28 protein-coding genes and 1 tRNA gene are annotated in these 26,141 nt (G+C 69.1%); 14 read left to right on the top strand and 15 right to left on the bottom strand.

Annotated features, from left to right (window positions below; translation table 11 throughout):
• Position 1: 1 nt before the first annotated feature.
• Positions 2-517: an FHA domain-containing protein FhaB/FipA gene (locus tag ACWGJP_RS06185; RefSeq protein WP_452328874.1), complete on the bottom strand. Its 516-nt coding sequence runs from the start codon at positions 515-517 to the stop codon at positions 2-4.
• Complete coding sequence (locus ACWGJP_RS06190) at positions 510-1,226, bottom strand: FhaA domain-containing protein (RefSeq protein WP_452328875.1); 717 nt, start codon at positions 1,224-1,226, stop codon at positions 510-512. Before ACWGJP_RS06190 ends, ACWGJP_RS06185 begins: the two co-directional genes overlap by 8 nt.
• Before the next feature lie 508 nt (positions 1,227-1,734).
• Here ACWGJP_RS06190 and ACWGJP_RS06195 point away from each other — a divergent pair.
• Positions 1,735-1,818: transfer RNA gene (locus tag ACWGJP_RS06195), tRNA-Leu, on the top strand.
• A 79-nt stretch (positions 1,819-1,897) separates the two neighbouring features.
• Here the strand turns inward: ACWGJP_RS06195 and ACWGJP_RS06200 are convergent.
• Together ACWGJP_RS06200 and ACWGJP_RS06205 are read right to left on the bottom strand one after the other, a co-directional pair.
• Positions 1,898-2,125, bottom strand: coding sequence for a tyrosine-type recombinase/integrase (locus tag ACWGJP_RS06200; protein WP_452328876.1), 228 nt, complete (start codon positions 2,123-2,125; stop codon positions 1,898-1,900).
• Positions 2,126-2,235: 110 nt separating this feature from the next.
• The gene (locus ACWGJP_RS06205) at positions 2,236-2,730 is read right to left on the bottom strand and encodes a winged helix-turn-helix transcriptional regulator (protein WP_452328877.1); all 495 of its coding nucleotides are present in this window, start codon (positions 2,728-2,730) and stop codon (positions 2,236-2,238) included.
• Positions 2,731-2,817: 87 nt separating this feature from the next.
• On the opposite strand from ACWGJP_RS06205, the gene ACWGJP_RS06210 reads away from it, so the two are divergent.
• The 7 genes from ACWGJP_RS06210 (at position 2,818) to ACWGJP_RS06240 (ending at position 9,293) form a co-directional block, all read left to right on the top strand.
• The gene (locus tag ACWGJP_RS06210) at positions 2,818-4,125 is read left to right on the top strand and encodes an MFS transporter (protein ID WP_452328878.1); all 1,308 of its coding nucleotides are present in this window, start codon (positions 2,818-2,820) and stop codon (positions 4,123-4,125) included.
• 42 nt (positions 4,126-4,167) lie between these two features.
• Entirely contained in the window at positions 4,168-5,244 is a 1,077-nt protein-coding gene (locus ACWGJP_RS06215; protein ID WP_452328879.1) for a threonine aldolase family protein, read from the top strand.
• Positions 5,245-5,253: 9 nt separating this feature from the next.
• On the top strand, positions 5,254-5,658 hold the full coding sequence (locus ACWGJP_RS06220) for a RidA family protein (protein ID WP_452328880.1): 405 nt from the start codon (positions 5,254-5,256) through the stop codon (positions 5,656-5,658).
• Positions 5,659-5,899: 241 nt separating this feature from the next.
• Positions 5,900-6,688: an exopolyphosphatase gene (locus tag ACWGJP_RS06225; protein ID WP_452328881.1), complete on the top strand. Its 789-nt coding sequence runs from the start codon at positions 5,900-5,902 to the stop codon at positions 6,686-6,688.
• Between the two features lie 235 nt (positions 6,689-6,923).
• Complete coding sequence (locus ACWGJP_RS06230) at positions 6,924-7,637, top strand: DUF6226 family protein (protein WP_452328882.1); 714 nt, start codon at positions 6,924-6,926, stop codon at positions 7,635-7,637.
• Positions 7,634-8,554 carry an endonuclease/exonuclease/phosphatase family protein gene (locus ACWGJP_RS06235; protein ID WP_452328883.1) on the top strand — a complete coding sequence of 307 codons (921 nt, stop codon included), beginning with the start codon at positions 7,634-7,636 and terminating at the stop codon, positions 8,552-8,554. The genes ACWGJP_RS06230 and ACWGJP_RS06235 overlap by 4 nt, the downstream gene beginning before the upstream one ends.
• Before the next feature lie 22 nt (positions 8,555-8,576).
• Positions 8,577-9,293, top strand: coding sequence for a VIT1/CCC1 transporter family protein (locus tag ACWGJP_RS06240; RefSeq protein ID WP_452328884.1), 717 nt, complete (start codon positions 8,577-8,579; stop codon positions 9,291-9,293).
• Between the two features lie 6 nt (positions 9,294-9,299).
• Here ACWGJP_RS06240 and ACWGJP_RS06245 read toward each other — a convergent pair whose 3' ends face one another.
• Positions 9,300-10,265, bottom strand: coding sequence for a GlxA family transcriptional regulator (locus ACWGJP_RS06245; protein WP_452328885.1), 966 nt, complete (start codon positions 10,263-10,265; stop codon positions 9,300-9,302).
• A gap of 70 nt (positions 10,266-10,335) precedes the next feature.
• On the opposite strand from ACWGJP_RS06245, the gene ACWGJP_RS06250 reads away from it, so the two are divergent.
• On the top strand, positions 10,336-11,286 hold the full coding sequence (locus tag ACWGJP_RS06250) for an NADP-dependent oxidoreductase (RefSeq protein WP_452328886.1): 951 nt from the start codon (positions 10,336-10,338) through the stop codon (positions 11,284-11,286).
• A 19-nt stretch (positions 11,287-11,305) separates the two neighbouring features.
• Here ACWGJP_RS06250 and ACWGJP_RS06255 read toward each other — a convergent pair whose 3' ends face one another.
• From ACWGJP_RS06255 to ACWGJP_RS06270, 4 genes are read right to left on the bottom strand one after another with little or no spacing between them, the layout of a single operon-like run.
• On the bottom strand, positions 11,306-12,301 hold the full coding sequence (locus tag ACWGJP_RS06255; protein WP_452328887.1) for a hypothetical protein: 996 nt from the start codon (positions 12,299-12,301) through the stop codon (positions 11,306-11,308).
• Positions 12,302-12,314: 13 nt separating this feature from the next.
• Positions 12,315-14,153 (bottom strand): substrate-binding and vWA domain-containing protein, encoded by a 1,839-nt coding sequence (locus tag ACWGJP_RS06260; RefSeq protein ID WP_452328888.1) that lies wholly within the window; start codon positions 14,151-14,153, stop codon positions 12,315-12,317.
• Positions 14,154-14,213: 60 nt separating this feature from the next.
• The gene (locus ACWGJP_RS06265) at positions 14,214-14,816 is read right to left on the bottom strand and encodes a response regulator transcription factor (protein WP_452328889.1); all 603 of its coding nucleotides are present in this window, start codon (positions 14,814-14,816) and stop codon (positions 14,214-14,216) included.
• Positions 14,813-16,021 carry a sensor histidine kinase gene (locus tag ACWGJP_RS06270; protein WP_452328890.1) on the bottom strand — a complete coding sequence of 403 codons (1,209 nt, stop codon included), beginning with the start codon at positions 16,019-16,021 and terminating at the stop codon, positions 14,813-14,815. Before ACWGJP_RS06270 ends, ACWGJP_RS06265 begins: the two co-directional genes overlap by 4 nt.
• Positions 16,022-16,177: 156 nt before the next feature.
• Between ACWGJP_RS06270 and ACWGJP_RS06275 the strand changes: the two genes are divergently transcribed.
• Positions 16,178-16,738 (top strand): small multidrug efflux protein, encoded by a 561-nt coding sequence (locus ACWGJP_RS06275; RefSeq protein WP_452328891.1) that lies wholly within the window; start codon positions 16,178-16,180, stop codon positions 16,736-16,738.
• A 10-nt stretch (positions 16,739-16,748) separates the two neighbouring features.
• Here ACWGJP_RS06275 and ACWGJP_RS06280 read toward each other — a convergent pair whose 3' ends face one another.
• Together ACWGJP_RS06280 and ACWGJP_RS06285 are read right to left on the bottom strand one after the other, a co-directional pair.
• The gene (locus ACWGJP_RS06280) at positions 16,749-17,819 is read right to left on the bottom strand and encodes a carboxylate-amine ligase (protein WP_452328892.1); all 1,071 of its coding nucleotides are present in this window, start codon (positions 17,817-17,819) and stop codon (positions 16,749-16,751) included.
• The gene (locus tag ACWGJP_RS06285; RefSeq protein ID WP_452328893.1) at positions 17,816-17,989 is read right to left on the bottom strand and encodes a CsbD family protein; all 174 of its coding nucleotides are present in this window, start codon (positions 17,987-17,989) and stop codon (positions 17,816-17,818) included. Before ACWGJP_RS06285 ends, ACWGJP_RS06280 begins: the two co-directional genes overlap by 4 nt.
• A gap of 701 nt (positions 17,990-18,690) precedes the next feature.
• On the opposite strand from ACWGJP_RS06285, the gene ACWGJP_RS06290 reads away from it, so the two are divergent.
• On the top strand, positions 18,691-18,897 hold the full coding sequence (locus ACWGJP_RS06290) for a cold-shock protein (protein ID WP_311256060.1): 207 nt from the start codon (positions 18,691-18,693) through the stop codon (positions 18,895-18,897).
• A 95-nt stretch (positions 18,898-18,992) separates the two neighbouring features.
• Here the strand turns inward: ACWGJP_RS06290 and ACWGJP_RS06295 are convergent, their stop codons facing one another.
• Together ACWGJP_RS06295 and nucS are read right to left on the bottom strand one after the other, a co-directional pair.
• A complete protein-coding gene (locus tag ACWGJP_RS06295) occupies positions 18,993-19,661 on the bottom strand; it encodes an HAD hydrolase-like protein (protein WP_452328894.1) in 669 nt (222 codons plus the stop codon).
• A gap of 32 nt (positions 19,662-19,693) precedes the next feature.
• Positions 19,694-20,389 carry an endonuclease NucS gene (gene nucS / locus ACWGJP_RS06300; protein WP_452328895.1) on the bottom strand — a complete coding sequence of 232 codons (696 nt, stop codon included), beginning with the start codon at positions 20,387-20,389 and terminating at the stop codon, positions 19,694-19,696.
• A 147-nt stretch (positions 20,390-20,536) separates the two neighbouring features.
• On the opposite strand from nucS, the gene ACWGJP_RS06305 reads away from it, so the two are divergent.
• Positions 20,537-21,064: a hypothetical protein gene (locus ACWGJP_RS06305; RefSeq protein ID WP_452328896.1), complete on the top strand. Its 528-nt coding sequence runs from the start codon at positions 20,537-20,539 to the stop codon at positions 21,062-21,064.
• A 24-nt stretch (positions 21,065-21,088) separates the two neighbouring features.
• Here the strand turns inward: ACWGJP_RS06305 and ACWGJP_RS06310 are convergent, their stop codons facing one another.
• Entirely contained in the window at positions 21,089-22,315 is a 1,227-nt protein-coding gene (locus tag ACWGJP_RS06310; protein WP_452328897.1) for an MFS transporter, read from the bottom strand.
• Between the two features lie 58 nt (positions 22,316-22,373).
• On the opposite strand from ACWGJP_RS06310, the gene ACWGJP_RS06315 reads away from it, so the two are divergent.
• Positions 22,374-23,432, top strand: a complete 1,059-nt coding sequence (locus tag ACWGJP_RS06315; RefSeq protein WP_452328898.1) for a LacI family DNA-binding transcriptional regulator — start codon at positions 22,374-22,376, stop codon at positions 23,430-23,432.
• 9 nt (positions 23,433-23,441) lie between these two features.
• On the opposite strand, the gene ACWGJP_RS06320 is transcribed toward ACWGJP_RS06315, so the two are convergent.
• On the bottom strand, positions 23,442-24,950 hold the full coding sequence (locus ACWGJP_RS06320; protein ID WP_452328899.1) for a hypothetical protein: 1,509 nt from the start codon (positions 24,948-24,950) through the stop codon (positions 23,442-23,444).
• Positions 24,951-25,031: 81 nt separating this feature from the next.
• Here ACWGJP_RS06320 and ACWGJP_RS06325 point away from each other — a divergent pair, with 81 nt between their 5' ends.
• On the top strand, positions 25,032-26,114 hold the full coding sequence (locus ACWGJP_RS06325; RefSeq protein ID WP_452328900.1) for a histidinol-phosphate transaminase: 1,083 nt from the start codon (positions 25,032-25,034) through the stop codon (positions 26,112-26,114).
• Positions 26,115-26,141: the final 27 nt, after the last annotated feature.

The raw sequence follows: 26,141 nt of genomic DNA on the forward strand, positions 1-26,141 counted from the left end.
CTCAGGCTCGCAGTTCGAAGGTCGTGGCGCCCACCTTGATGGGGGTTCCGATGGAGACGGCGGACGGGGAGCCGCTGAGGCGCTTGCCGTCGAGGAAGGTCCCGTTGGTGGAATCGAGGTCCTGGATGGTCCAGGTGCCGCCGCGCAGCATCAGACGGGCGTGGTGGCTGGAGGTGTAGTCGTCGCGGATGACGAGGCCGGATTCGCTGGAGCGACCGATGGTCATCGGCTCCGTGCCGAGGGGGATCTCGAGACCCGCCTTCGGGCCCGAGGTGATCACGAGGCGTGTCGCGGTGCTCGAGGTGGCGGGGCCGGATGCGGCGGGCCGCGACGCCGGACGCGCCGGAGCGGCGGGTGCCGAAGGCGCAGGCGCCGCCCCCGCTGCCGCCTCGGCGGGGAGCTTGCGGGCACGAACGCCGAACAGGTCGGCGCGCAGGGAGTAGATGACACCGAAGACGAACAGCCACAGCAGCAGGAGGAAGCCGATGCGCAGCAGCAGGAGGACGAGTTCACTCATAGCTCACCCCGAAGGCGCGGGTGGCGTCGGCCGAGCGCTGCGGCGAGGCGACGGGGACGATGCGGAAGACGAGGTCGGTGCGCCCGATCGTGATGGTCGAGTCGGAGTTCAGGCGCGCTTCGCGCACCTTCTGCCCGTCGACCTTCGTGCCGTTGGTCGAGCCGAGGTCGCGCATCATGGCGCGCTCGCCGTCCCAGAGGATCTCGGCGTGGCGGCGGCTGGATCCGGCATCCGAGATCGTGATGTCGGCATCGCTGCCGCGGCCGATCACGGTGCGCGACCGCGTGATCGTCTGGCGACGGCCGTCGACGTCGATGACGGCCGTCCAGCTCACGCGGCCCTCGATCGTGCCGGAGCTCACGCGAACGGTTCCGGTGGCGACGCGCTCGTCGGCTTCGAGGGCGATGGTGAGGGGGCCGGCGAAGCTGTAGCCCTGCGTCTTGGCGTGCTTGGTGAGAAGGGCGTGCAGCTCATCGATGAGGGCGCGGCCGAGTCCCTGCATCCGCTCCGCGTCATCGGGGCTGAGGCGGACGATGAAGCTGTTGGGCACGATGATGCGATCGCGGCTGACGATCGCCGCCTTGGTGTCGGCCTCGCGGCGGAGCGCCGAGGCGATCTCCACCGGCTGGATGCCGCTGCGGAAGGTCTTCGCGAAGGCGCTGTTCACAGCGCGCTCGAGACCCTTCTCAAAGCTGTCAAGTAGTCCCACTGGGCTCCTCTGGCATGCCGACCGGTGGGTACATCGTAGCCAGACGACCTGGAAGTACGCCCGTTCGCGAGCGCGCCTCCGCGAGATTCCGGGGCGGGGCAGGGTGTGGAGGCGGTGGTGCGTCTCGTGGGGAGGCGGCGGCGCGTCTTGTGGGGAGGCGGCGGCGCGTCTCGTGGGGAGGCGGTGGTGCGTCTCGTGGGGAGGCGGCGGCGCGTCTTGTGCGGAGGTTCCCCGACTCGCCGCATGCGCGGTCGTCACGCGGCCATCTGAGCCACCTGCTCCCGCACGACGCGTCAACCCGAGGAACCTCCTGGTCGGCCATCGCTCTGTGCCCCTGCTCCGGTGTCTCATATGGTCGCGTCCTCCACGTCGAGGCGGCCATATGAGACCCCCGCCTCGCGCTGACGCGGCAACGGCGGGCACGGCAGGGTGCGGCGTGGCCCGGATTCGAGCGCGGGTCGATCGCGTGATATCCTCGGGAAGTTGAGTTCCTCGGAACGAGACACTCGCGCGAGTGGCGGAATAGGTAGACGCGCTGGCTTCAGGTGCCAGTGTTCGCAAGGACGTGGGGGTTCAAGTCCCCCCTCGCGCACAAATGGAAAATGGCCTCTTACCTGGGGTTTAGATCACCGGGTTGGGGGTCATTTTCGTGCCATGTGCTGAGATATGTGCTAAGCCCCACCCAGATGGGCCGCGAAGCGGTCTGCTGCGGCTTTCTGCATCGTCGGGGTGACATGGCTGTAGATGTTCATCGTGGTCGTAATGGTGGAGTGCACCAGGCGCTCCTGTACCACCTTGGGATGCTCGCCCAACTCCAGCAGGAGTGTGGCGTGCGTGTGGCGCAGCCCCTTTATCGTCACGCGGGGCAGCGTCTCGTGTGCCTTGGCGAGCCAGTTCATGCGGCGATCCCATCGGCTCGTCGATCACGCGGGCGTTGCCCGTTTTCGTGGTCTTAGTGGTCGTCCAGTCCTCGGTGTTCACCGATCGCCGGATACTGATGCGCCCGGTCTTAGAGGAGTGACCCTGCGGGTTGTAGCTTGTCGCGGGCGTCTTTCCACGGCTTCACCCATGTCATTTGCTCGGCGGCGAGTAGCTCGCCGCAGGAACTGCATACCTGCCCTTGGGTGGTCTCGTTGCCGCAGGTCTCATGGATCATCAGCATGTGCGCGCCACCCTCGGGCATGTTTGTGTGGCGTTCGCCCCAGATCGCGAGTTGTTGCAGGATCGGCAGCAACTCGGTGGCGGCTTCGGTCGCAGCATATCCCTGGCGGGTGCGGCGGCCGTCGTGGTACTCGACACGGGTGAGGAGCCCGGCTTCGACCATCGCGTGCAGGCGACGGCTGAGCACTGCTTCGGAGATGCGGAGGTTGTCGCGCAGCAGGTCGAACCGTCCCCGCCCGTGGAGCACGTCGCGAATGATGAGCAGCACCCAAGGGTCGCCGAGCACATCGAGAGACCGCTTAATGGGGCAGAACTCGTCCGACCAATCCGACCGCAGAGGCATGGCACGCTTCCTTCCCGTCCTTGACCTACGCTACCCGCCTACTATAACTTCTTTGAAGAAAGTTTATCTCTGGATCAGGAGTGCTGAATGCCCGTGAGCCCCACACCGACCGCGAAGCCTCATCGTGTGCATCCGGCATGGTGGGTCGCTGCCGTCGCGTTCCTCGCGCTGCTCGCTGCGGCAGGGTTCCGGGCCGCACCTGGCGCGTTGATGGTGCCCCTCCATGAGGAGTTCGGTTGGTCAACGAGCGTCATGTCGCTCGCGGTGAGCATCAATCTCGTGCTCTACGGCCTGACAGCACCGTTCGCGGCTGCACTCATGGATCGCTTCGGCGTCCGCCAGGTCGTCGCGACGGCGCTCGCGCTCGTCGCACTGGGGGCGGGCGGCAGCGTGCTCATGACGGCGTCTTGGCAGTTGCTCGTGTTCTGGGGGCTGCTGATCGGACTCGGTACGGGGGCGATGGCGTTGGTGTTCGCCGCGACCATCGCGAACCGTTGGTTTGTGCAGCGGCGTGGCCTCGTCATGGGCGTTCTCACGGCAGGCTCCGCGACGGGGCAGCTGATCTTCTTACCACCCGTCGCCGCCATCGCAGACGGGGTCGGGTGGCGGCCCGCCTCTCTCGTCGTCGCAGGAGCCGCGCTGATCGCGGTGCCGGTCGTATGGCTCGTGATGCGCGACTACCCCGAAGATCGAGGCGTGCAGCCCTACGGTGCGGCACCCGGGTACGTCGCGCCGCCGCGCGCAGTCGGGGGTGCCGCACGACGGGCGTTCGAAGGACTGGCCTACGCGGTCAAACAACGATCGTTCTGGGCGTTGGCGATCGCGTTCGCGATCTGCGGAGCTACCACGAACGGACTCATCGGCATCCACTTCATCCCCTCCGCACACGATCACGGCATGCCGACCACCACGGCGGCGGGGCTCCTGGCCGTCGTGGGCGTCTTCGACATCGCGGGCACAATCGCCTCGGGCTGGCTGACCGACAAGTTTGATCCCCGAAAACTCTTGGTCGCCTACTACGCCTTCCGCGGCGTCGGGCTGCTGCTCCTGCCGTGGCTGCTGGCCGAGACGGTACACCCGAGCATGGTGCTCTTCATCATCATCTACGGCCTCGACTGGGTCGCGACCGTACCCCCGACCGCAGCGCTCTGCCGAGAGATCTTCGGCGAGCGGGGCACCATCGTGTTCGGCTGGGTATTCGCCTCCCACCAGCTCGGCGCAGCAGCGGCAGCGCTCGGCGCGGGCATCATCCGCGACACGTTCGGCACCTACACCTACGCCTGGTGGGGCGGGGCCGCGATGTGCGCCATCGCCGCCGTGCTCTCCATCGCCGTCACCCGCAACCACGCCCACACGAAAACTCCGATTCCTGCGCCTGCCCCTGCGCCCGAATAGGGCTCATCGACTCGCATCAACGATTGATCGAAGGAGACCCCCATGATCGACCTGCGTTCCGATACCTGTTCGCGCCCGACCGACGCGATGCGCGAAGCCATCGCCACAGCCGTTGTCGGTGACGATGTGTATGGCGACGATCCCACCGTCAAAGAACTCGAAGCCGAGACCGCGCGGCTGCTCGGCAAAGAAGACGCCGTGTACATGCCGACCGGCACGATGACCAACCAGGTCGGCATCCGCGCACACACCCAGCATGGCGATGCCGCCCTGTTTGAACAGTCCGCGCACGTCTACATCCTCGAAGGCGGTACCGTGTCCGCGGTCTCCGGCCTGCTGCCTCGCCTGCTCCCCGGCGACCGGGGCCGCTTCACCGCCGCCCAGGTGCGCGAGTTCGTCGGCGCACCGCACCCGTTCTTCCCCTCGACCGTGCAGGCCCCGGTGACATTGCTGTGCGCGGAGAACACGCACAACAACGGCGGCGGCTCCATCTGGCCCCTCGATCAGCTCACCGATGTCGCGGAGGCCGGACGTAGCCTGGGCCTCGCGACCCACCTCGACGGAGCGCGCCTGTGGCACGCGACCGCGACAACCGGCATCAGCGAAGCCGACTACGCGGCCCCGTTCGACACCGTGAGCGTCTGCTTCTCCAAAGCACTCGGCGCGCCCGTGGGCTCCTGCCTCGCCGGGCCGAAAGAGCTGATGGATCGCGCCCGCCGCTTCAAGCAAGGGCTCGGCGGCGGATTCCGGCAAGCAGGCGTCATCGCCGCCGGAGCGCTTCACGCCCTCCACCACCATCGCGAGCTGTTGCCTCGCACGCACGAAATCGCGCAGCGCTTCACGGCAGGGCTCGCGGGCATCGACGGCATCCTCATCGACCCCGTGACCGTGGAGACCAACATCGTCCGCTACCGCCTCGACGGGGTGCCCTCTGCCGCGTTCGTGGACGCGCTTCATGAGCGGGGCGTGTGGATGCTGCCCTCCGGCGCTGACGGCGTACGGGCGGTGTTCTACCTCGACCTCACCCCACAGGATGTAGACGACGCTCTCAATGCGATCCGCGAAATTATGGAAACCATCGACCGCACCACGAGCGCGACACCGGTCGCAGGATACTGAGGCCCGATCATGCGCACTATCGTCACCGTTCCCGTCCTCACCGACGCCTTCGCCAAGCTCGGCGTACCGCTCACGCTCGTCAACACCGCTGGCCCCACGGTGTACGTCTCCGGCCTGCCACCCTACGACCCCGAGACAGGAGAACTTGTCCGGGGGGACATCGCCACACAAACCGACGCGTGCATGCGCGCGCTGACAGCCTGCCTCGCCGCGGCCGACGCGACCCTCGATGATGTGGTGAACGTGCGCATCTACGCCGCAAACTCCGGCCACTATAAGACCATCAACGAGGTCTACGCCCGCTTCTTCCCCGACATCGCACCCACCCGAGTGTTCGTGCCGGTCGCGAGCTGGGCCGGAGAGTTCGACATCGAGATCGACGCTGTGGCGTACCGCACAGAATCACGCCCGTGACGGCGGGCCTTCTTCGCTCTTTGTGACACGCCTCCGGTAAGGCAGACCCATTGGCACGGTTCCAAGCTTTCATATCGGTCGGGAGCTGATTCGCTGAGCGGCTTCTGAGAAGTCGCGCAGCGCAGACACGCCACCTCGCCACGCCTGAGCGGGCCGTTTGCTTGCCGACAAGCGCGACCGCCCCCGGTGTGCGCCCCGCTGTGGGTGCCGGTGGCGCACCTCCTTTACGGGAGGCGTCACTATGTCCGAGCACAACTCACTCACCGCCCACGATGACGTTGGGGTTCAAGTTGTCTCGGTCGGTCGCGGCTTCGAGACTCCCGAGGGGCTGCGTACTCTGTTGAACCGTCTGAACGATGCCGGGCCTGGCTCATGGCGTGCCGACCGCGAGGCGGCGGAGTTGATGCGGTACGCGGCGTTCAGGTATCGGCGGTTGGCGCGTAAGTACGAGATGGATGCCTGGGAGGTCGCTTCGGCGGCGTTCGAGGTCATGCTCGCCCGATCCACGCGCGCCGCTCGCAATCCTTGGGCGGTTGTCACGCGCGCAGTGCAGATCACTTGCAAGGCTGAGATTCGAGCGGCTGGGCTGTTGATGTCGACCAGCCGGGTGCGTCACACGAACAGGATCGCCGGGTTCCATGACGCTGTGCGGTTCGCTGAACGAGAGGGCCTTGACGAGTACCATCCTGCTCTGGCTACCGGCTCAGCTGTCGATGAAGACGATGAGCCGAGCGACGATGACAAACGAGTCACCGCCGCCCTCTCAGAAGCCGTGGGGCTGTTCGTGACGGCAGGCTGGGATGCCGAGCTTGCGGCCGATTGCGTGGAGTACGCGGCGTATCGGTTTGCCGACCTGTCCTCGCGAGCAAGTGCGATAGACGTGCTGCGCCGCGACCGCGCGGTGTCGGAGCGGCTGGGCGTACCGCCGCGATCATGGGCCGCGCTCCTGACAACGAGGCCAGGCCGTGACCTCGCGAACACGCGCGTTTCATGTGCTAACTCATGTGCTACCGGCCCTGCCAGGTCGTGAATCGCGGTGCAGTTACCCACAGACAGGTTCCGCAGAAATGGCGGAATCATGCGTCAGAACGCCGATTCACGATTTCATGTGCGAGGGGGAACGGAACAGTTCAAGTCCCCCCTCGCGCACCGCAGATCCTGAGTCGCGACACAGTTCATGAACTGGTCGCGGCTCAGGATTTTTTCGTTCTCCAGGTTCGTGCCGCACGCGGTGTCGTGGCGCGAGCGACCACGAGAATAGAGGCATGACCGAGTACATCCGCCCGCCGATCGAGCCGAGGGAGTTCGTCGACGAGGCGGGCACCGTCATCGACTTCGGCAACCGGTGGGCGCATCTGGGCGGCACCCCTCCCGAGGACAGCTACTCGGTCGACGAGCACCTCGAGCGGTTCGCTCCGCTGCACACGATCGGGGAGGCGCTGATCGCCTTCCTCGCCGCCCGCTACGACGTGGAGGTCGAGGAGGGTCTGCACGTCATGGCCGGGCTGCAGCACGCTCCGGCATCCGAGGACGTCGTGCGTGCGGTGAGATTGACTCCGCGGAACGCGACATCCGCATCCCTGGTGATCATCCTGACCGCGTTTCCCGGAGTCCGCCTGTACGCCGGGGCCCTCTACTCGGCGGCGTACCCCTCCTGCGGATGCAATGCCTGCGACGAGCGCTGGAACGAGGCGGCGGATGAGCTCGAATGGCAGGTGTTCGCGATCGTGGGCGGCGGCTTCTCCGAGGAGGTCAGTGAGCCGCGGCGCGCCAAGTGGAGCTACGACCGCGGCCACGGATTCACGAAGGGCATGGGGCAGACGGTCTCGTACACGCTCCGTGCGCTGGACGGCTCGACCGAGATCAGCGGGCGGTCCCGCGCCGAAGATCTCCCTGCCGATGTGCTGCGCGATGCCCGCGGCACGCTCGATGCCGTGCACGCCGCGGCGGCCGATCACCATTGGCAGCCCTGGCAGTGACCCGTCGCCCCATCTCGCCGGCTCGTCGGCGAGCCGCACGCGTGCTCGTGGCCCTCAGCATCCTCGGCGCGCTCGTCATCGCGCTCGGCTGGGTGCCCGGTCCGCTCGGCACCGCGATCTCGGTGGTCCTGCCCCTGCTCGCGGTGATCGTGCTCCTCCTCGCCCTCGTGACCGCGCTCGTCCTGCCGCGCGCCACGATCGCGACTCTGCTCGCCGTCGTCCTCGCGCTCGTCGCGATGGCACCCGCGCTCCCCGGGTTCGCCGGTCCAGCCGGGGCGGAGGCGCTGACGATCGTCAGTCAGAACGTCCGCGCGCAGTCCGGCGGAGGCGCGGCGTCCGCGGATGAGCTGAGGGGCGACGACCCTGACGTCATCACCCTCACCGAGCTGGACGCCGCGAGCCGGGATGCCGCGGGGCAGGCCCTCGCGGAGGCCTATCCGCACTCCTACGCCGTCGGCACGGTGGGCGTGTGGAGCAGGTATCCGCTCTCCTCCGGCGAGCCGCTCGGTCTCGGACTCGGGTGGAACCGCGCTCTCCGCGTCACCGTGCAGGCGCCCGGCGGTGACGTGCGCCTCTATCTCGTGCACGCCGCATCCGTGCGCCCCGGCGCGCAGTCCGCGCGCGACGGGATGCTCGGCGAGCTCGCCCGCGTCGTCGCCGCCGACGCGGCACCCCTGATCATCGCGCTGGGCGATTTCAACTCCGCCACCACCGATCCGGCGCTGCGCGCCCTCGGTGCGCAACTCGACCTCGTGCGCCCGACCGACGGCTCGCTCGGGTTCAGCTGGCCCGCGGCGCTCCCTCTGGTGAAGATCGATCACGTCTTCCAGCGGGGCTTCGCCGTGACCTCCGCGACGACGCAGCGTGCCGGCGCCAGCGACCACCTCGCCACCGTGACGGTGCTGTCGCCGCGCTGATGCGCTCCCCTAGACTCCGAGCATGACGGCCCCCGGAGCGCACGCCGATGAACCGCACAGCCAGGGGCTCGCGCAGCGTCTGAACTGGCTGCGCGCCGGCGTGCTCGGTGCGAACGACGGCATCGTCTCGACGGCGGCGGTCGTCGTGGGTGTGGCCGGTGCGACGGCGGAGGCGGGGCCGGTGCTCATCGCGGGTGCGGCGGCCCTCGTCGGCGGCGCGATCTCGATGGCACTGGGCGAGTACGTGTCGGTCTCCAGCCAGAGCGACTCCGAGCGGGCGCTCATCGCGAAGGAGAAGCGCGAGCTTGCCGAGGAGCCGGAGGAGGAGTTCGCGGAGCTCGTCGGACTCTACGAGGCGAAGGGCCTCAGCCGTGAGACCGCGGTGCAGGTGGCGACCGAGTTGACGGCGGAGGATGCTCTCGCCGCCCACCTCTCCGCCGAGCTCAACATCGATCAGGACGACGTCGTGAGCCCCTGGCATGCGGCGTTCGCCTCCGCGATCGCCTTCGTGCTCGGAGCCCTCCTGCCGATGGCGACGATCCTGCTCGCCCCGCTCTCGCTGCGCATCCCGCTGACCTTCGTCACCGTGCTCGTCGCGCTCGCCGTCACCGGATACATCGCGGCCTGGATCGGCGGAGCGAACCGTGGCCGCGCGATCCTGCGCACCGTGATCGGCGGTGCGCTCGCGCTCGCCGCGACCTATCTCGTCGGCACGCTGTTCGGCACGACCGTCGTCTGACGGCGCTCAGGCTGCGGCGTCCGCCGCGGATCGGAACGTGCGTCGATAGGCCTGCGGCGACACCCCCAGCTCGGCGCGCAGATGTTGCCGCAGGGACGTGGCCGTGGCGAAGCCCACCTCCGTGGCGATCCGGTCGACGGTGGCGTCCGTCGCCTCCAGCATCCGCTTGGCGCGAGTCAGGCGCTGGGCGAGCAGCCATTGTCCGGGGGCGGTTCCGGTCTCCGAACGGAACCGTCGGAGGAAGGTGCGCTCGCTCATCCGCGCGTGCGCCGCCATCGTGGCCAGAGTCAGGCGATCGCCGAGCCTGTCGAGCATCCACTCCCGCGTCGCAGCGGTGGAGTCCGCGGGGTCCACGGGCACCGGACGCTCGATGTATTGCGCCTGACCACCCTCGCGGTGCGGCGCCACCACGCAGCGTCGCGCGGCGCGGTTGGCCGCCTCCGCGCCATGATCGCTGCGGATCAGGTGCAGGCACAGGTCGATGCCGGACGCCGCGCCCGCCGAGGTCAGCACGTCGCCGCCATCGACGAACAGCACTCCCTCATCGAGTCGCACGTGCGGGTACCAGGCCTTGAACACCTCGGTGCACTCCCAGTGCGTCGTCGCCGTGCGTCCATCGAGCATCCCCGCCGCCGCGAGCACGAAGCTCCCCGTGCATATCGACGCTACGCGGGCGCCGGGACGGATGCCGGCGAGAGCATCGCGCACCGACGGGGCGAGCTCCCGCGAGAGCATCCCCGAATCGAAGGACGCGATGATCACGGTGTCCGCGGTCGCCAGCGCCTCGGGGCCGTGCGCGGGGACGACGTCGAAACCCGCGTTCGTGCGGACCGGCAGGCCGTCGGCGGAGCAGACCGCGACCTCGTACAGCCCGTCGGCCGCGCCGAAGACGCGAGCGGGGATCCCGAGCTCGAAGGGGTACGCGCCGTCCAGGCCGAGGACGACGACGCGATGGGGACGCGGAGCGGACATGGCGAGATTCTATCGCTCACTGTCGATCCCGCCACTCGCGAGAACCTCGCCTGTGCGCGACGCTGGATGCATGACCGAGAACACCATGCACGCGATCAGCCAGCGAGGCCCGGGAGGACCCGAGGTCCTCGAGCTCATCGAGACCGATCGGCCCCGCCCCGGCGGCAACGAGGTGCTCGTCGCCGTGCACGCCGCGGGCCTCAATCCCACCGACTGGAAGCACCGCGCGGGCGCGCAGCCCACGGGAGAGCGCCCCTACATCCTGGGGTGGGACGTCTCGGGCGTCGTCGCCGAGGTCGGTCCAGGCGTCACCCTCCTCCAGCCCGGCGACGAGGTCTTCGGCATGCTTCCCTACCCCGCAGGTCACGGCTCGCACGCCGAGTTCGTGACGAGCCCGTCCCGTGCCCTGGTGCGAAAGCCCGCGACGCTCTCGCACGTCGAGGCGGCCGCCGTGCCGCTCGCGGCGCTCACCGCCTGGCAGGCGCTCGTCGACACCGCGGACGTCCAGCCGGGGCAGCGCGTGCTCATCCACGCCGCGGCCGGCGGCGTCGGACACTTCGCCGTGCAGATCGCCAAGGCGCGCGGGGCGCACGTCATCGGCACGGCATCCGCCGGCAAGCACGAGATCCTGCGCTCCCTCGGGGCGGACGAGGTCATCGACTACCGCACGCAGGACGTCGCGACCTCGGTGCGGGACGTCGATGTCGCGCTCGTCCCCTTCGTCGGAGAGGAGCGTCTGCGCACGCTCGACACCCTGCGGCCGGGCGGCGTCCTCGTCACGATCCTTCCGGCGCAGCTGGGCGAGCTGACCGCACGCGCGGCCGAGCTCGGCGTGCGCGCGACGGGGATGCTCGTGGAGCACGACCAGGCCGGCATGCGGGCGATCGCGCAGCTCGTGGACGACGGCCTTCTGCGCCCTCTCGTGGAGAGGACGTTCCCCCTCGCGGATGCCGCAGAGGCGCACGCGCTCGGCGAGCAGGGCCGCGTGACGGGCAAGCTGGTGCTCTCCGTGCGGGACTGATCGCACGCGCAGCTCGGGGCTACTCCCCCGAGCTGCGCTTGAACTCGCGCTCCCAGTCGCGCAGCTCGCTGCGGCCGATGAGCGAGTCCAGCGAGACCTGGAAGAGCAGCGCCTTGCGGGCGTTGACCTGCTTGATGTTGTCGAGGATCTGTCCGCTCAGCGCGGTGAGGGCCTCGCGCACCTCCCCGATCCGCTCGTCGGGGTCGTCCCAGAGCTCGGGATGCGTCAGCAGATCGAGCATGTAGTCGCGATCGAGGGCCGCGACGAGCCGGGCGAGCTTGTCGGCGTACTCCGCCTCGGCGAGCGTGGTCTGATCCTCGCCGGCCTTGGCGCTCAGCCGCGCGAAGAGCTGCTCCACATGAGAGACGAGCGCGTCGATGCCCGCGGTCGTCTCGGCGGCGATCGGATGCTGCCCGAGCGCGGCGTACTCAGGGCGCAGCTCGCGCAGCCGCTGGACCCGGGAGCGGATGCTGTCCGGCATCCCTCCCTCGACCACCGGCGCCGGGCGCCGGCGACGCCGTGCCAGCAGGCCGGCCGCCGTGACCGCGCCGGCGACCACGACGACGCCGCCGATCACGAACGGGAGCATCCCGAAGCCCTCGCCCCCGCCCGCGCCAGGGGACGACGGGGTCTCCTCGATGATCTGCGCGACGGTCTCGGTGAGGCCCTGCTGCAGATTCCCGGCTGCCACCGCATCGTGCTCGTTGGCGATCCGCAGCGCATCGAGACCGTCGACTTCGGTCGCGGCCATGAGGTCGTCGCCGATCGCGAGGATCACGGTGTCCTGGTCGGCCTCCGCCGCGATGCTGTTCACGAGATACAGGTCGTAGGAGTTGGCGAGATCCGCGTCCTCCGGCAGCACGACGACCGCGATCGAGCCGTCTGCGGGCAGGGCGGCGGTCAGCGCCTCGGTGAGGTCGCCGGTCGCACCCGCCTTGGGCGATACGTAGACGTCCGCGCTCTCCAGACCGGCGACCGCCTCATCGATCCAGCTCGAACCCGATGTCGCGGACATGGTGGCACCCACCTCAGAAGTTGTTGATGACGGAGGCGAAGACGAGATCGATGCGCTCGGCATCCGAGGCGTCGAACAGCTGACCGCCGGTGGCGTCGGCGATGCGCTGCAGCGCCGAGCCGTCGGCGCCCTCGCCGTAGGCGATCGGGAAGATGCGCACCTGCGCGTCGCCGCCGCCCTCGCCCTCTGCGGTGCCGATCTTCGCGATCAGCGAGTCCAGCGAGGTCACCGAGTCGGTGTCCTCGCCGTCCGAGAGCACGACGATGGCGTTGATGCGGCCTGGTTCCGCCCGTGCGCTCATCTCCTCGTAGGCGGTGAGGATCGCGTCGTACAGCGGCGTCCCATTGCGCTGGGCGTAGCGGAGGTCGTCGAGCGAGGAGTTGAGGTTCTCGCCGTCCGCGCCGAGGGCCGTCACGTCGCGGAGCACCTCGATGCCGTCGCCCGCCTGGGAGGACACGCCTGTCGTGAAGGCCCAGACGCCCACCTCGTCGGTGGAGCGGAAGTGGCCGAGCGTCGTCTGCGCGCCCTCGATGGCGCCGTCCAGGCGCGAGCGGCCGTCGCCGATCGGGTCGTCCATGGACCCCGAGATGTCGATGAGCTCCAGCACGGAGGAGGGCTTTCGCACCTGGGTCCACTGGTCGATCGCGGTCGAGATCACCTCCACGCCCGGCTTGGGGAGCGTCACCGCCGGCTGGGCGGGATCCACGCCGTACTCGGCCGTGAACAGCTCACCGAGGTCGACCGACTCGTCCAGCGGGCGGAAGCCGTACTCGGGGAGGATCCGCTGCGCGGCATTCGTCTGCAGGAAGGCCGCGAACGCCTCTCCCGCCGTGCGCTGCTCCGCCGTGATCCAGTCGGCACCGAGCACGGTGACGGGGTTGTCGCTCCAGAGCGATCCGCCCTCGGGGTACACGGCGACGAGCTTCGTCTTCGGCGGCGTGAGCGTCTCGCCCGGCTGCACGGTGTGCGAGTCGGGGTTGCCCTGGTTGTAGTTGAGCAGCGAGGTCTCCTCCAGCGCGACGGCGGAGACGTAGGACGATCCGCTCGCACCGTTCTGCGTCTCGTCGTAGAGCGTGGTCAGCACGTTGCCCGTGGTGTCCCCGTAGTGGATCACGCACTCCTCGAAGACGCGGGAGAACTCCTCCGCCGCCTCGACGTCCGCGGAGGTCAGATCCGCGGACTTCCCCGAGGCCTCATAGGACTGCATGAGGATCGTGGACAGCCCGGTCGTCGACGTGTTCGGGTTGGTCTTGGAGATCTTGAACGCGCCCCAGATGTCCTTGCCGACGCTCCCCCACCCCTCGGGGTTCTGGCACAGCGCTTCGAGGTCGGTGATGCTGATCGGCTGGTCCGGCCAGCCGAGGGCCTCGGCCATCGGCTGCGGCATCCCGAACACGACGGGCGTGCGCGTGAACGACGCCGGCTCGCCGACGAGGTTCTGCGAGGCGGCGGCAGCCACGCGGTCCGTCCAGACGGTGGATGCCGGAGACCACAGCGTCGGCCACAGCTCGGTGTCGTCGCTCGGCCAGTCCTCGCCGCTGGTGAGGTAGCGAGCGGCGTTGCCCGAGGAGACGTTGATCGGGCGGACGGTCGCGCAGACGTCCAGCCCTTCGTGCTCCGGCGACTCCTTGAACGCCGCCGCCAGCGCGTCGAGCATGTTGACCTTCTCGGACGAGGTCGCGACGGTGATGTGCGTGCAGCCGTCGTCGATGAACCCGGACTCCCCGCCGTTCGCGCCGCCGTCATCGCCCGGTGTGCAGCCGGAGAGCAGCAGCGCGGCCGTCGTCGCGAGCGCGACAGGGACGAGGAGGCGACGGGCGGAACCACGGGACAGTGCTCGACGTGCGTTCATGGCCCTAGGCTACCGACCCGGGATGCCGCGGATCACAACCGGCGGCGAACTCGCAGGCGGTCAGATCCAGCCCCGCTCCTCCGCGACGATCACGGCCTGCTGCCGGCTGGCGACGTGGAGCTTGCTGAGCACGGCGGAGACGTGGTTGCGCACCGTCCCCGGCGCCAGGGAGAGCGCCCTGGCGATCTGGCCGGTGGTCTCTCCCCTGCGACCCGCCCTCAGCACATCCAGCTCTCGGTCGGTCAGCGGGCAGCGTTCGTCGCTGAGGGCATCCGCCGCGACCTCCGGATCGACGTATCGCCCACCCGCGGCGACCCGCCTGATCACCTCGGCGACCTCATGCGCGCCGCGGGATTTCGGCAGGAACCCGGCGACGCCGGAGGCCAGCGCTCGCCGCAGCACGCCGGGTCGCGCATGCCTGGTCACCACGATGCAGCGGCTCGGCACGATCCGGCGGAGGCGCTCGGCGACCTCGACGCCGTCCAGGCCTGGCATCTCCAGATCGAGCAGACAGACGTCCGGCACGAGCCGCTCCGCCACGGCGACGGCCTCGACGCCGTCGGTGCACTCCGCCACGACTTCGATGTCCTTCTCCAGCCCGAGGAGGGCCGCCAGAGCCGAACGGATCATCGCCTCATCGTCGGCGAGCAGCACCCGGATCATCGCGTCTCCTCCGGGACGACGACGCGCACCGCGAACTCGTTGCCCTCGCGGACCACGTCCACGGAGCCGCCCGCCTCCTTCACCCGGCGTGCGATGCCCTCGAGGCCGGAGCCGTCCCCCGCTCCCTCGGCATCGCCCACGTCGTTCGTGATCTCGTAGCGCCAGCCCGCTTCGCTCCGTCGCAGCAGGAGCCGTGCGCGTCGGCCTCCCCCGTGCCGCAGCACGTTGGTCGTCGTCTCGCGGATCACCGGGCCCAGCACGGATGCCGGAGCGCGATCGGCCACGGCATCCACCGTCGCCTCGACGCCCGCGCCCGCTGCGCGCAGCAGATCGACTGCGTTGGCGATTTCGTCGCCGAGCGGGACGGCCCTGAACCGGGTCGCCAGATCCCGGGTGCCCTGCCGCGCCTCGTCGACGCTCTCCCTCGCCAGCCGGAGCTGCGCCATGCCCGCGTCCGCGTCATCCGCCATCAGGCGCTCGGCGAGCTCCAGCTGCAGCGCGATGACCTGCAGATGGTGGCCCTGCAGATCGTGCACGTCGGTGGCGATGCGCAGGCGCTCCTCGGTGACGGCGAGCCGCGCCTCCGCGGCGCGGGCCTGATCGAGGGTGACCAGCACGTCCCACCACCACAGCGACAACACGCTCATGAAGGGCAGCAGGATCGCGAAGAAACCCAGCAGCCACCAGTTCGACCGCTCAGGCAGGTCGGCCGGAAGCAGCGACGACTGCTGGTCGACGATCCACAGCGCGATCAGCACCGCAGTGCTCAGCATCACCACCCGGCTTCGGATACCCCGAGGCCAGTTCAGCAGCACGAGCGGCTGCAGGATCGCGAAGCCGGCGACCACCCACAGCCCGCTCGCGAGGCCGGCCGCGATGGCGTAGGCGACGAAGATGAGCATCACGTCGAGCTGGGCCCACCAATTGCGCGCCTCCGACGCCGCTTCCTTGTGGCGGTACCTCATCAGCGGCACGGCCGTCGCCGCCACCCAGACGAGTCCTCCGAAGCCGACGACGGACACGCGCGCGGCGGCATGGTCGACCTGGAGCAGGACGACGGCGGCGATGAAGACGACGGCGAGTTCGAAGAAGATCACTGCGGACGCCGTGTACCACCACGTCGCGGTGATGCTCCTGGCCAGTCGGCGGTCGCGCTGCAGGCGGTGCGCCGCGGCATCCGTGCGGCCCACGGGGTCGGTCGTCATGCGCTCCACGATAGGCCCATGACAGATGTCACCCCTCGGGCGGACGGAGCGCATGCGAGCCGGTGACAGCAGGGCACTTCCGGCATCCCCCGGCCCCGGCTGAACTGGAGTCATGCCGGGCGGAGACACCGCAGCGGCTCACGACAGGAGCAAGCAATGAACCTCATGGAGACCTTCCAGGATCTCGTCGCGCAGGTGCCGGAGCTGCTGCAGCCGGTCATCGTCGCGCTCGCCGGAGCGGTGCCCTTCATCGAGGGAGAAGGGGCGGCCGCGATCGGCATCATCGGCGGCATCCACCCGCTCGTCGCTGCGGTGGCCGCGGTGATCGGCAACTTCCTCTGCGTCGCCATCCTCGTAATCGTGAGCGCGGGTGCGCGCGACGCCGTGGTGACGCGCCATCGTGCGCGGGCGGCGGCCAAGGATGCTGCGGGGGCCGTGGCCGTCGCGACGGCGGAGCCCGTGCCTGCGCAGGTGCCGATCGAGAACGAGCGCAAGGCGGCTCGGGCGGCGAAGTTCCAGCGCGCCTTCGAGCGCTACGGCGTCCCAGGGGTGAGCCTGCTCGGTCCCCTGCTGCTGCCGACCCACTTCACGGCGACCATGCTCGCCGCCGCGGGCGTCGGCAAGGTCCGCATACTCGTCTGGCAGGCGGTCGCGATCATCGGCTGGACCACGCTCATCACGCTGATCATCACCGGAGTCATCCGCGCCGTCGCCTGATCCGGCGACCTCAGGCGGCGACCACCTCGTCGGCGGTGAAGAGCGCACGAAGTGCCTCTACGCCGCCGGCGGCCAGCGCACGCAGCTGACGCTCGGCTCCCGTTCCGTCGGCCAGCGTTCGCGAGAGCGCGTCTTCGACGAAGGCGAGGTCGCCGCACTCCTGCAGCACTCCCGACACCGTCTCGACCAGTCGGGTGGCGAGGTCGGCGGCGGTCGAGACGGATCCGGTCTGCGGATCGATGAGGTTCGCCGCCATCCCCTCGCGGGCCGCCATCCACAGCGAGACGTCGACGGCATCCGAATCCAGCGGCACGACATCGGGATCGGAGAGCAGGACGCCGCGGGTGAGCGCCGCGGCGAACACGGCATCCTCGACGGTGAGCTGGGCGTCGAAGACGCGCACCTCCACCGTCGGATACGTCTCCGAGGCGCGCACGGACCAGCCCAGCGATGCGGCATCGGGGGCGGCGCCCAATCGGATGAGGCGATCGCGGACGTCCTGATAGTGGCTCATCCCGGAGAACACCGGCGGGCAGCCCATGGTCGGAAGGCGACGCAGCAGGATGCTCCGCCAGCTCCGGTATCCGGTGTCGCGGCCGTGCCAGAACGGTGAGTTGCCGGTCAGTGCGAGGAGCACGGGGAGCCATCCCCGGATGCGGTTCAGCGCTCGGATGCGCTCCTCCTCGTCCGTGATCTCCACGTGCACGTGCAGGCCGTTCACCTGATGTCCTCCGGTGATGTCGCCGAGCCAGTCGGCGATGCGCGCGTAGCGGACGGACGGCGAGACGGTCGTCGCCTCTCCCGCCCCGAAGGGCGTTCCGGTGCCTGCCGCGACCGCGCCGTGCTCCGTGGCGAAGCGCGTCACCGAGCGGCGGAAGGCGGTGAGCTCATCCCTGGCATCCTCGAGGGCGAGCACCGGCGTGGTCGCGTGCTCCACCTGACAGGTGAGGAACTCGGTGGTCACGGTACCCGCCGGCGCATCGGCGCGGGCGTCATCGCTGGCGGCCACCCCCAGAGGGACGGCCGCCAGCGATGCCCTGTCGAGGAGGACGAACTCCTCCTCGATGCCGAAGCGCGTCACTTCTCGAACGCGTCCTTGACGTCGTCCGCGGCCTTCTTCACGTCGGCTTTGGCCTGGTCGACACGACCCTCGCGCTCGAGGTCCTCGTTGCCGGTCGCCTTTCCGACGCCTTCTTTGACGTGTCCGACCGCGTCTTCTGCGGCGTGCTTCGCCTTGTCTGCGATGCCCATGCTCTCGCTCCCTTCGTCAAGGATCCGTCCGGTACGGACGATCCGTGGGAACGACTCTGATGCGATGCGGAGTATTGCGCGACGGGGTTGACGCCAGGAGCCCCGTCGGGTTACGACGCGGGCGAGCCGGCGGTGACGGGGGAGATGGGGCGCCGGATGCGACATCCGGGCTGTGCGCCTCATCTCCTCCCGAAACCTGCGGTCCCGAGGGACACTGAGCCGCCTTCACGGGCCGGGTCCAGGGTCTCGGCCCATGGACTCGGCCACTCATCCTCCCCTATGGTGAAGGCCATGCGCAGGGGGCCTTCATCGTCCTCGTCTTACCCCAGAAGGCGACGGTTCTCCCCAGAGCCGGACGATCTGCGCATGTGATGGGGCGTTCCGTGCGGTCCAGTCCCCTCGGACTGCACGTCGCGCCTTTCTCTTCGCCCATCTTCCCACGAAATCTCGAAAATGTCCCCCAAATGGGGGACAAACATCCTCGGGAGGGGTTAGGCTGTTCCTGACGCACCCTCCGGTCGTCTTCTGGCCCTCATCGCTCCCCCCGCGGTGAGGGCCACTTCACTGTTGCGGCGTATGACGCGCGTGCAACATTTGGGTTACCTTCTCGACTCGACTGTTCCGCTCGGGGTGCTCTCCACTAGCGTTAGCAACGTCGGTGCATCCTGCGTCGGCTTCTTTTCCAGCAGAACAGGCAGTAAATGAGCACCCAGGGCACGGTCAAGTGGTTCAACTCGGAGAAGGGCTTCGGCTTCATCTCCCCTGACGACGGAGGCGCCGACGTGTTCGCGCACTACTCCGCCATCCAGTCCTCCGGCTACCGCTCGCTCGACGAGAACCAGCGCGTCGAGTTCGATGTGGCGCAGGGCCCCAAGGGCCTGCAGGCCGAGAACATCCGCCCTATCTGAGGCGAATCTTCACAGGGACTCCCCGCCCGGAGCGCGCAGCATCGCGCGCATCCGGCGGGGAGTTCTGTGCTTTCCGGCCGGAAAGCGCTCGGCGTTCAGGCCGTGAGGAGGAGCGTGCGAAGCTCGTCGACCGATGCCGCGCGGAAGGTCGCCTCATCGCCCTCGCGGGGGTCGCTGAAGCCCCACTCGACGAAGATCACCGGGATGCCGTTGTCGCGCGCGCCGTCGACATCGTGATGCCGATCGCCGATGATGACAGGCCGTGAGACGTCAGCGCCGCGCTCCGCAAGACGGCGCAGCGCTTCGGCGATGATGTCGCTCTTCGCCGCGAGGGTCGCCTCGTCCGGCGTCGAGCCGACGGTGGCGAGGAAGGCGTCGCGGAGCCCGAAGTGGTCGACGAGGGCGTCGACCTGCAGCTCCGGCTTCGAGCTGGCCGTCGCCTGAGGGATGCCTGCCGCGTGCACCTCGTGGATGAGCTCTGCGACGCCGGGGTAGGTCCTGGCATCCGCGGTGTAGCCGTCCGCCTTGCCGAGGGTGCGGTAGAAGCGCACCGCCTCGGCGGACTCCTCCTGGCTCATCCCGGCCTGGTCCTGGAAGGACTGGAACATCGGAGGGCCGATCCAGTGGATGAGGTCCTCGCGCACCGGGGGGCGCTTGCCGAAGTGGATGAGCGCCGTCGTCAGACGACGGAGGATCCCGACGGAGGCGTCGACGATCGTGCCGTCGACGTCCCAGAGGACGCACGAGTAAGGGGAGGCGGGCATGCTTCCCAGCCTATGGCCCGCGGCGGCAGGGCTCAGAACAGGCGAGGGACGCCGGACTCGATGCCCTTCATCTCCTCGTAGTCCAGAACCAGGCATCGGATGCCGCGATCCTCGGCGAGCACGCGGGCCTGCGGCTTGATCTCCTGGGCGGCGAAGATGCCGGTGATCGGGGCGAGGTGCGGGTCGCGGCCGAGCAGCTCGAGATAGCGCGTGAGCTGTTCGACGCCGTCGATGTCTCCACGGCGCTTGATCTCGACGGCGATCGCGGCGCCGGAGGCATCCCTGACCATGAGGTCGACCGGGCCGATCGCGGTGGGGAACTCCCGGCGGACCAGGGTGGTGCCCTCGCCGATCAGCTCGACCTGCTCGGCGAGCAGGCGCTGCAGGTCGGCTTCGACGCCGTCCTTCTGCAGCCCGGGGTCGATGCCGAGATCGTGGGCGGAGTCGTGGATGATCTCGTAGATCTGCACGCGCAGCGCGTCACCGGTCTTCTTGTGCACGACGCGCCAGACGTCGATGACGCCCGCACCGGCCTCCTCCTCGCCCGGCTCCTCGGTCGTGAGGGTGCACGGCGGGCTCATCCAGTTCAGCGGCTTGTAGCTGCCGCCGTCGGAGTGCACGAGCAGACTGCCGTCTCCCTTGTGCACGAGCAGACGGGTCGCGAGGGGCAGATGGGCATTGAGCCGGCCGGTGTAGTCGACCGAGCAGCGGGCGATGACGAGACGCACCCGTCGAGCCTAACGGCCGCCCGGACTCGCCCTGCACAGACAGTGCAAAGTGCGAGTTATCCACCTGTTGTGGATATCTGTGCACGCTACGTCGGAGTCCGGGCCTAAGGTCGTGACAACCGCGGAATTCCGGGAAAGAATGGGGGGATGACGGTGTCGGTCGAGGTCGTGACGATGATCGCCGGGGTGGCGACATTGCTCGTCGCGCTGGCGGCGGGATTCGGCTGGATGATCACCCGCATGGATGCGCGTTTCGCGCAGGTGGACCAGCGGTTCGCGCAGGTCGATCAGCGCTTCGCCGGGGTCGAGCGCGAGATCGCCGGGGTGAAGATCGAGCTCTCGGGAGTGAAGAGGGACCTCGCGGTGGTGAAGGTCGATGTGGCGGGGTTGAAGACCGATGTCGGGAAGCTCAAGACCGATGTGGCCGAGCTGAAGACCGATGTGGCGGAATTGAAGGTCGATGTCGGGAAGCTGAAGACCGATGTGGCGGAACTGAAGGTCGATGTCGGGAAGCTCAAGACTGATGTCGCGGAATTGAAGGTCGACGTCGGGAAGCTCAAGATCGATGTGGCCGAGCTGAAGACGGAGATGGTCGCCGTCAAGGCGCAAGGATCACGTCTGGAGGTCGCTGTCGCCCGCCTCGAGGGGCCACCGCGTCGCCTCGAGCGACTCTGACCGCCGGCGAAGCACTCGTCCTGCTCAGGCCGCAGGAGTCTTCTCGTCGTCGCGCAGCGGACGAGCCGCGCCGGAGGCGAAGCCGGACGCGGCGACGAGTGCGACGAGGATGAACAGCGTGTTGAGCAGGCCGATGTGCTCGCTGATCAGGCCGAGGATCGGCGGACCGCAGAGGAAGGCGGCGTAACCGATCGTGGCCGCGGCGCTCACGCGGGCGGCTGCCTTCGCAGGGTCGTCCGCAGCGGCGGACATCCCGAGGGGGAAGCCCAGCGAGGCACCGACGCCCCACAGCACCGCGCCGAGGAAGACCAGCGGGATGTTCGGGGCGAGGATGAACATCAGGATGCCGGCGGTCGCGGATACGGCGAGCACCCGGAGCACGAGCACGCGGCCGAAACGATCGACGAGCGGCCCGCCGAAGATCCGCACCGTGGTCATCGCGACGGAGAACACGGTGAGCGCTGCCGCCCCCGTGCTCGCCCCCGCACCGTGATCCTCGCTGACGCCGAGCGCCAGCCAGTCGTTCGCACCGCCTTCGGCGAAGGCCATGCCGAGCATGACGATCCCCAGCACGTAGGTGCGGGGCTCCCGCCAGGCGGACAGCGCGGTGTGCATGCGCTCCCGCCAGTGCGGCTTCTCGTCGCGGGGCTGCGGATCCTGCGTCGCCTCCCGATTCGGCACGTTCGCGATGCTGATGAGCGAGGTGACCACGATGAGCGCGGCGACCGTGATCGCATGCGGGGCGACGGCAACCTGCAGCGCGGCGGCGACCCAGCTGATTCCCGCTCCGATGACCGTCCCGAAGCTGAAGAAGGCGTGGAACAGCGGGAGGATCGTCTTGCCCGCCTGCTGCTCGATGGCCGTCGCCTCGACGTTCATCATCACGTCAAGGCATCCGTTGCCGAACCCGAAGAGCACGAGACCGATGATGACGACGGGGAACGAGACGAGCACCGTCGTGCCCAGCCCGATCAGCGCCAGCCCGGTCGAGAGCATGAGCAGCAGGATGAGCATCCCTCGTCGCGCGCCCGTGCGCGCCATGACCGCGGGACTCGTCGAGATGCCGATGATCGAGGCGATTCCCATGCCGAGCAGCAGCAGGCCGATCTGGGCGTTGTCGATGTCGAGCGAGATCTTGATGTCCGGCACCCTGGCCGCCCAGGTCGCGATGGAGACGCCGCTGACGAGGAAGATCGCGAAGATCGCCGTGCGCCAGCGCACGTACTGCGAACGGGTGAGACCGGTGTCCATGGCGCCACTGTATCGAATCGATTCGATGCGGCGAAACCGAACGCGTATCCTGAGTCGCATGGACCCTGCTCCGCGCCGCGCCACGATCGCAGACGTCGCCCGCGAGGCGGGCGTCGCCACCTCGACGGCATCCGTCGTGTTCAGCGGCAAGGCGAAGGTCGCGGACGCGACCCGCCAACGCGTGCTCGCGGCAGCGGCAGCGCTCGGCTATGCGGGGCCGGATCCCCGCGCCGCATCGCTGCGCACCGGCCGCAGCGGGATCGTGGCCGTCGTGCTCGACGGTGCCCTTCGCACCGTGTTCCTCGATCCCGTGACCATCGCCATGATGGACGGCATCACCGACGGGCTCTCCGAGCTCGGCGCCGCCGTTCTGTTGCTGCGGGAGGACGCACCGGACGATGCCGCCAACCTCGCGAACGCACCGGTCGACGCCGTGATCCTCATCGGCTGCTCTGGACGAACCAGGGCGTCCCTCGAGATCGTGCGGGGGCGCGGCATCCCCGTCGTCGTCCTCGAAGGAGATGCCGGTGACGGCATCCCGCAGATCGTGCTGAACGGCGAGGACGCCGCCAGGGAGGTCGCCGCTCACGTGCACGGCCTCGGCCACCGGGAGGTCGCCGTGCTGACGCTGCCGCTCGACAGCTCGCGCGAGCGCGGGCCGGTGACGCCCGAGCGCCTGGCAGGGGCGACCGTCGACGTCACCCTCGAGCGGCTCGCCGGTGTGCGTGCCGTCTTCCCAGACGCCCCTGCGGTGTCGGCGGCGGGCAGCTCCATCGACGAAGGCCTCATCGCCGGGCGTTCGCTGCTCGCCGACCCGGAGACACGACCGACTGCGGTGCTCGCGCAGAGCGATCTGCTCGCCGCGGGCGTCATCCGCGCCGCCGAGGAGCGCGGGCTCCGTGTTCCGCAGGATCTCAGCGTGTCGGGCTTCGACGGCGTCACCGTCGACGGGATCGGCAGGCACATCCTCACCACATCCGTGCAGCCGGCCAGTCAGAAGGGAAGGGCTGCCGGCGAGCAGATCACGCGGATGCTCCGCGGCGAGGCGGCCGAGTCCCTCCTGCTCACCTGCCGGTTCCGCGCCGGCTCGACCACGGCCGCCCCCGCGATGCGCTGACGCGGCCGCTCAGGAGTGCGGCAGGCCAAGGGGAAGGGTCGCGGGGGAGAAGTCGTAGATCGTGTAACGGCCGCATTCGATCACCCCTGACGGGACGGCGTCGGCCGGAAGCACCCAGTTCTGCGTCTGGGAGTCCTCGATCAGAAAGCTCACGCCGGCCACGTCGAAGTCGCGACGGTCGACCAGCCAGGCGTATCCGTTCAGCTGATGATCGACCTGCACGAGCTGCGCGGGGTCTGCGAGGTGGAGCTTCGGCAGTCGGACCGTCCAGAACTGGCCGGCTCCGGTCCGGCCCGAGGCATCGATCCATGCCGTCGTGCAGGCGAGGTCGGCGTCCGCCGTGCGCGTCTGCCCGACCAGTCGCACGGTGCTCCACCCCGCGGCCGCCACGACGACGACGGTCACGGCGGCGAGGGCGACCCGCATCCCGCCGGTGCGTACCGACGGGAGGCGCAGCCGGGGTGACGCCGCGACGAGGGCGAGCAGTGGTGCGAAGACCACCGGCTGCAGATATCGCGCGGCGTTCGTGCCGAGCGCGATCGCGCCGATCACGACCACGAGGGGCAGCATCCAAGCGGATGCCGCGACGAGCCGAGCGCCGCGTGAGCGCGCCCTGACGGTCGATCGCACGGCGAGGACGAGAAGCGCGACGGTGACGAGGCCCCCGAGCCAACCGAGCGGCGAGGAGAGCCGCTCGAGCATGAGCGCGACGTAGTACTCCGCCGACTGCGGCCAGAGGTGCGGCTGGGCATAGCCCGCACCGCTGTTCTCGATCCATGCCGAGAACGGAATGCGTCCCAGCAACCCGAGGGCAGTGCCCCCGGCGAGCCAGGCGAGCAGCGTCAGCGCGCGAGGCCTCGCAGTCGTGCGGAGCGCTGCGATCGCGAGAACGAGCCCCAGCGGCACTGTCGCCCATGCGGCGAAGAGCGGGTTCGTAAGCGTCGAGAGGGCGGCCACCGACGCGAGACAGATGTTCAGCCCGCGGGAGGCGGCCTCTCGGTCGAAGGCGCGACGGGAGATCCCGACCGCGGCGACCGTGGCGATCACCGTGGCGGAATAGTACGTGGTGGTGAGCAGGAGCGAGGCGAGCTCCAGCGCGTCGCGTGAGCCGGACAGCTCCGTCGTGCAGATCGCGGCGAAGACGGCCACGGCTATGACCGACCAGGCGACCGGCGCTCGTCCGTCCATCCGGCGCCCCGCCGCCAGCCGCAGCGCACCGTAGAGCGCCACGACGTTGACCACGGCGTTCACCAGGAGCGCGGCATCGATGCCCAGTGGGAGCGCGAGACGAAGGAGGGTGAGGACGGCCGTCTCGGGGAGGAAGAGGACGGAGGACATCGACCAGTCGACCCCGTGTCCCTCGGTGACGGAACGGGACAACAGGGCGACGACGAGAGAGTCTCCGTCACGCAGCACCAGATCGCCGCGGGCCGTGGATGAAACCTGCGCGGTGACGGCGATGCCGATGGCCACGGCGGCGAGCCAACCGGCCAGCTCTCGGATCCCGTTGCGCTTCACGGCATCCACTCTCGCATGCGCGCCGGAGGGGATGTGCCGGATGCCGGGCGGGAGAGGCCCGTGGCTTCTAGACTCATCACTGTGACCGCCTCGAACCTTCCCCGCATCCGACCCGAGATCGCCGCCCTGCCGCCGTATCGGCAGGGGAAGCAGGCCGGCGCCGAGGCATTCAAGCTCTCCAGCAACGAGAACCCCTTTGATCCGCTGTCTTCCGTGCTTGCCGCCATGCAGCAGACCGTGCCGGTCAATCGCTATCCGGATGCGACGGCGGCTGCGCTGCGCGAACGGCTGGGCGAGCGCTACGGTGTCGCGCCGGACGCCGTTCATGTCGCGGCGGGATCCGTGTCGATCCTCTATCAGCTCGTGCTCGCGGCGGCGTCCGTCGGCGACGAGGTCGTCTTCGCGTGGCGCTCCTTCGAGGCGTATCCCGGCATCCCCCTCATCGCGGGGGCGACGGGTGTGCAGGTGCCGCTGCGCGCCGATGCCGGACACGACCTGGACGCGATGGCGGATGCCGTCACCGAGCGCACGCGCGCGGTGATCGTCTGCACGCCCAACAACCCGACAGGGCCCATCGTCACGAGTGCGGAGTTCGCCGCTTTCGTGGAGCGGGTGCCTTCCGACATCCTGATCATTCTCGATGAGGCATATGCCGAGTTCGTCACGGCGGACGGCGCCGTGGACGGTCTCGCTGAGCGCGTGTTCGAGAAGCATCCGAACGTCGTCGTGCTCCGGACCTTCTCGAAGGCCTTCGGCCTGGCCGGCCTCCGCATCGGCTACGCGATCGGGCACCCCAGGGTCCTGGATGCCGCACGCAGCACGGGCATCCCGCTCTCGGTGACCTCCGCCGCCGAGCGCGCGGCCATCGCGAGCCTCGACGCCGAGGACGAGCTGCGCGAGCGGGTCCGCGAGATCGTCGAACGCCGCACGCGCCTCCGCGACGGCTTCCTGGCGCAGGGCTGGGACGTGCCAGATGCGCAGGGCAACTTCGTCTGGCTGCCGACGGGGGAGCGGACTGATGAGATCGCGCAGGCGTTCGTCGATGCCGGAGTGATCGTCCGGCCGTTCTCCGGAGACGGCATCCGTATATCCGTCGGAGAGCATGAATCGCAGGACTTGGTACTACGGGTTTCCGAATCCGTTGTGCAGAGTCTCCATCCCTAGCCGCACAACCTCGGATAGCGTGGAACG

The organism is Microbacterium sp. NPDC055903 (assembly GCF_053615555.1).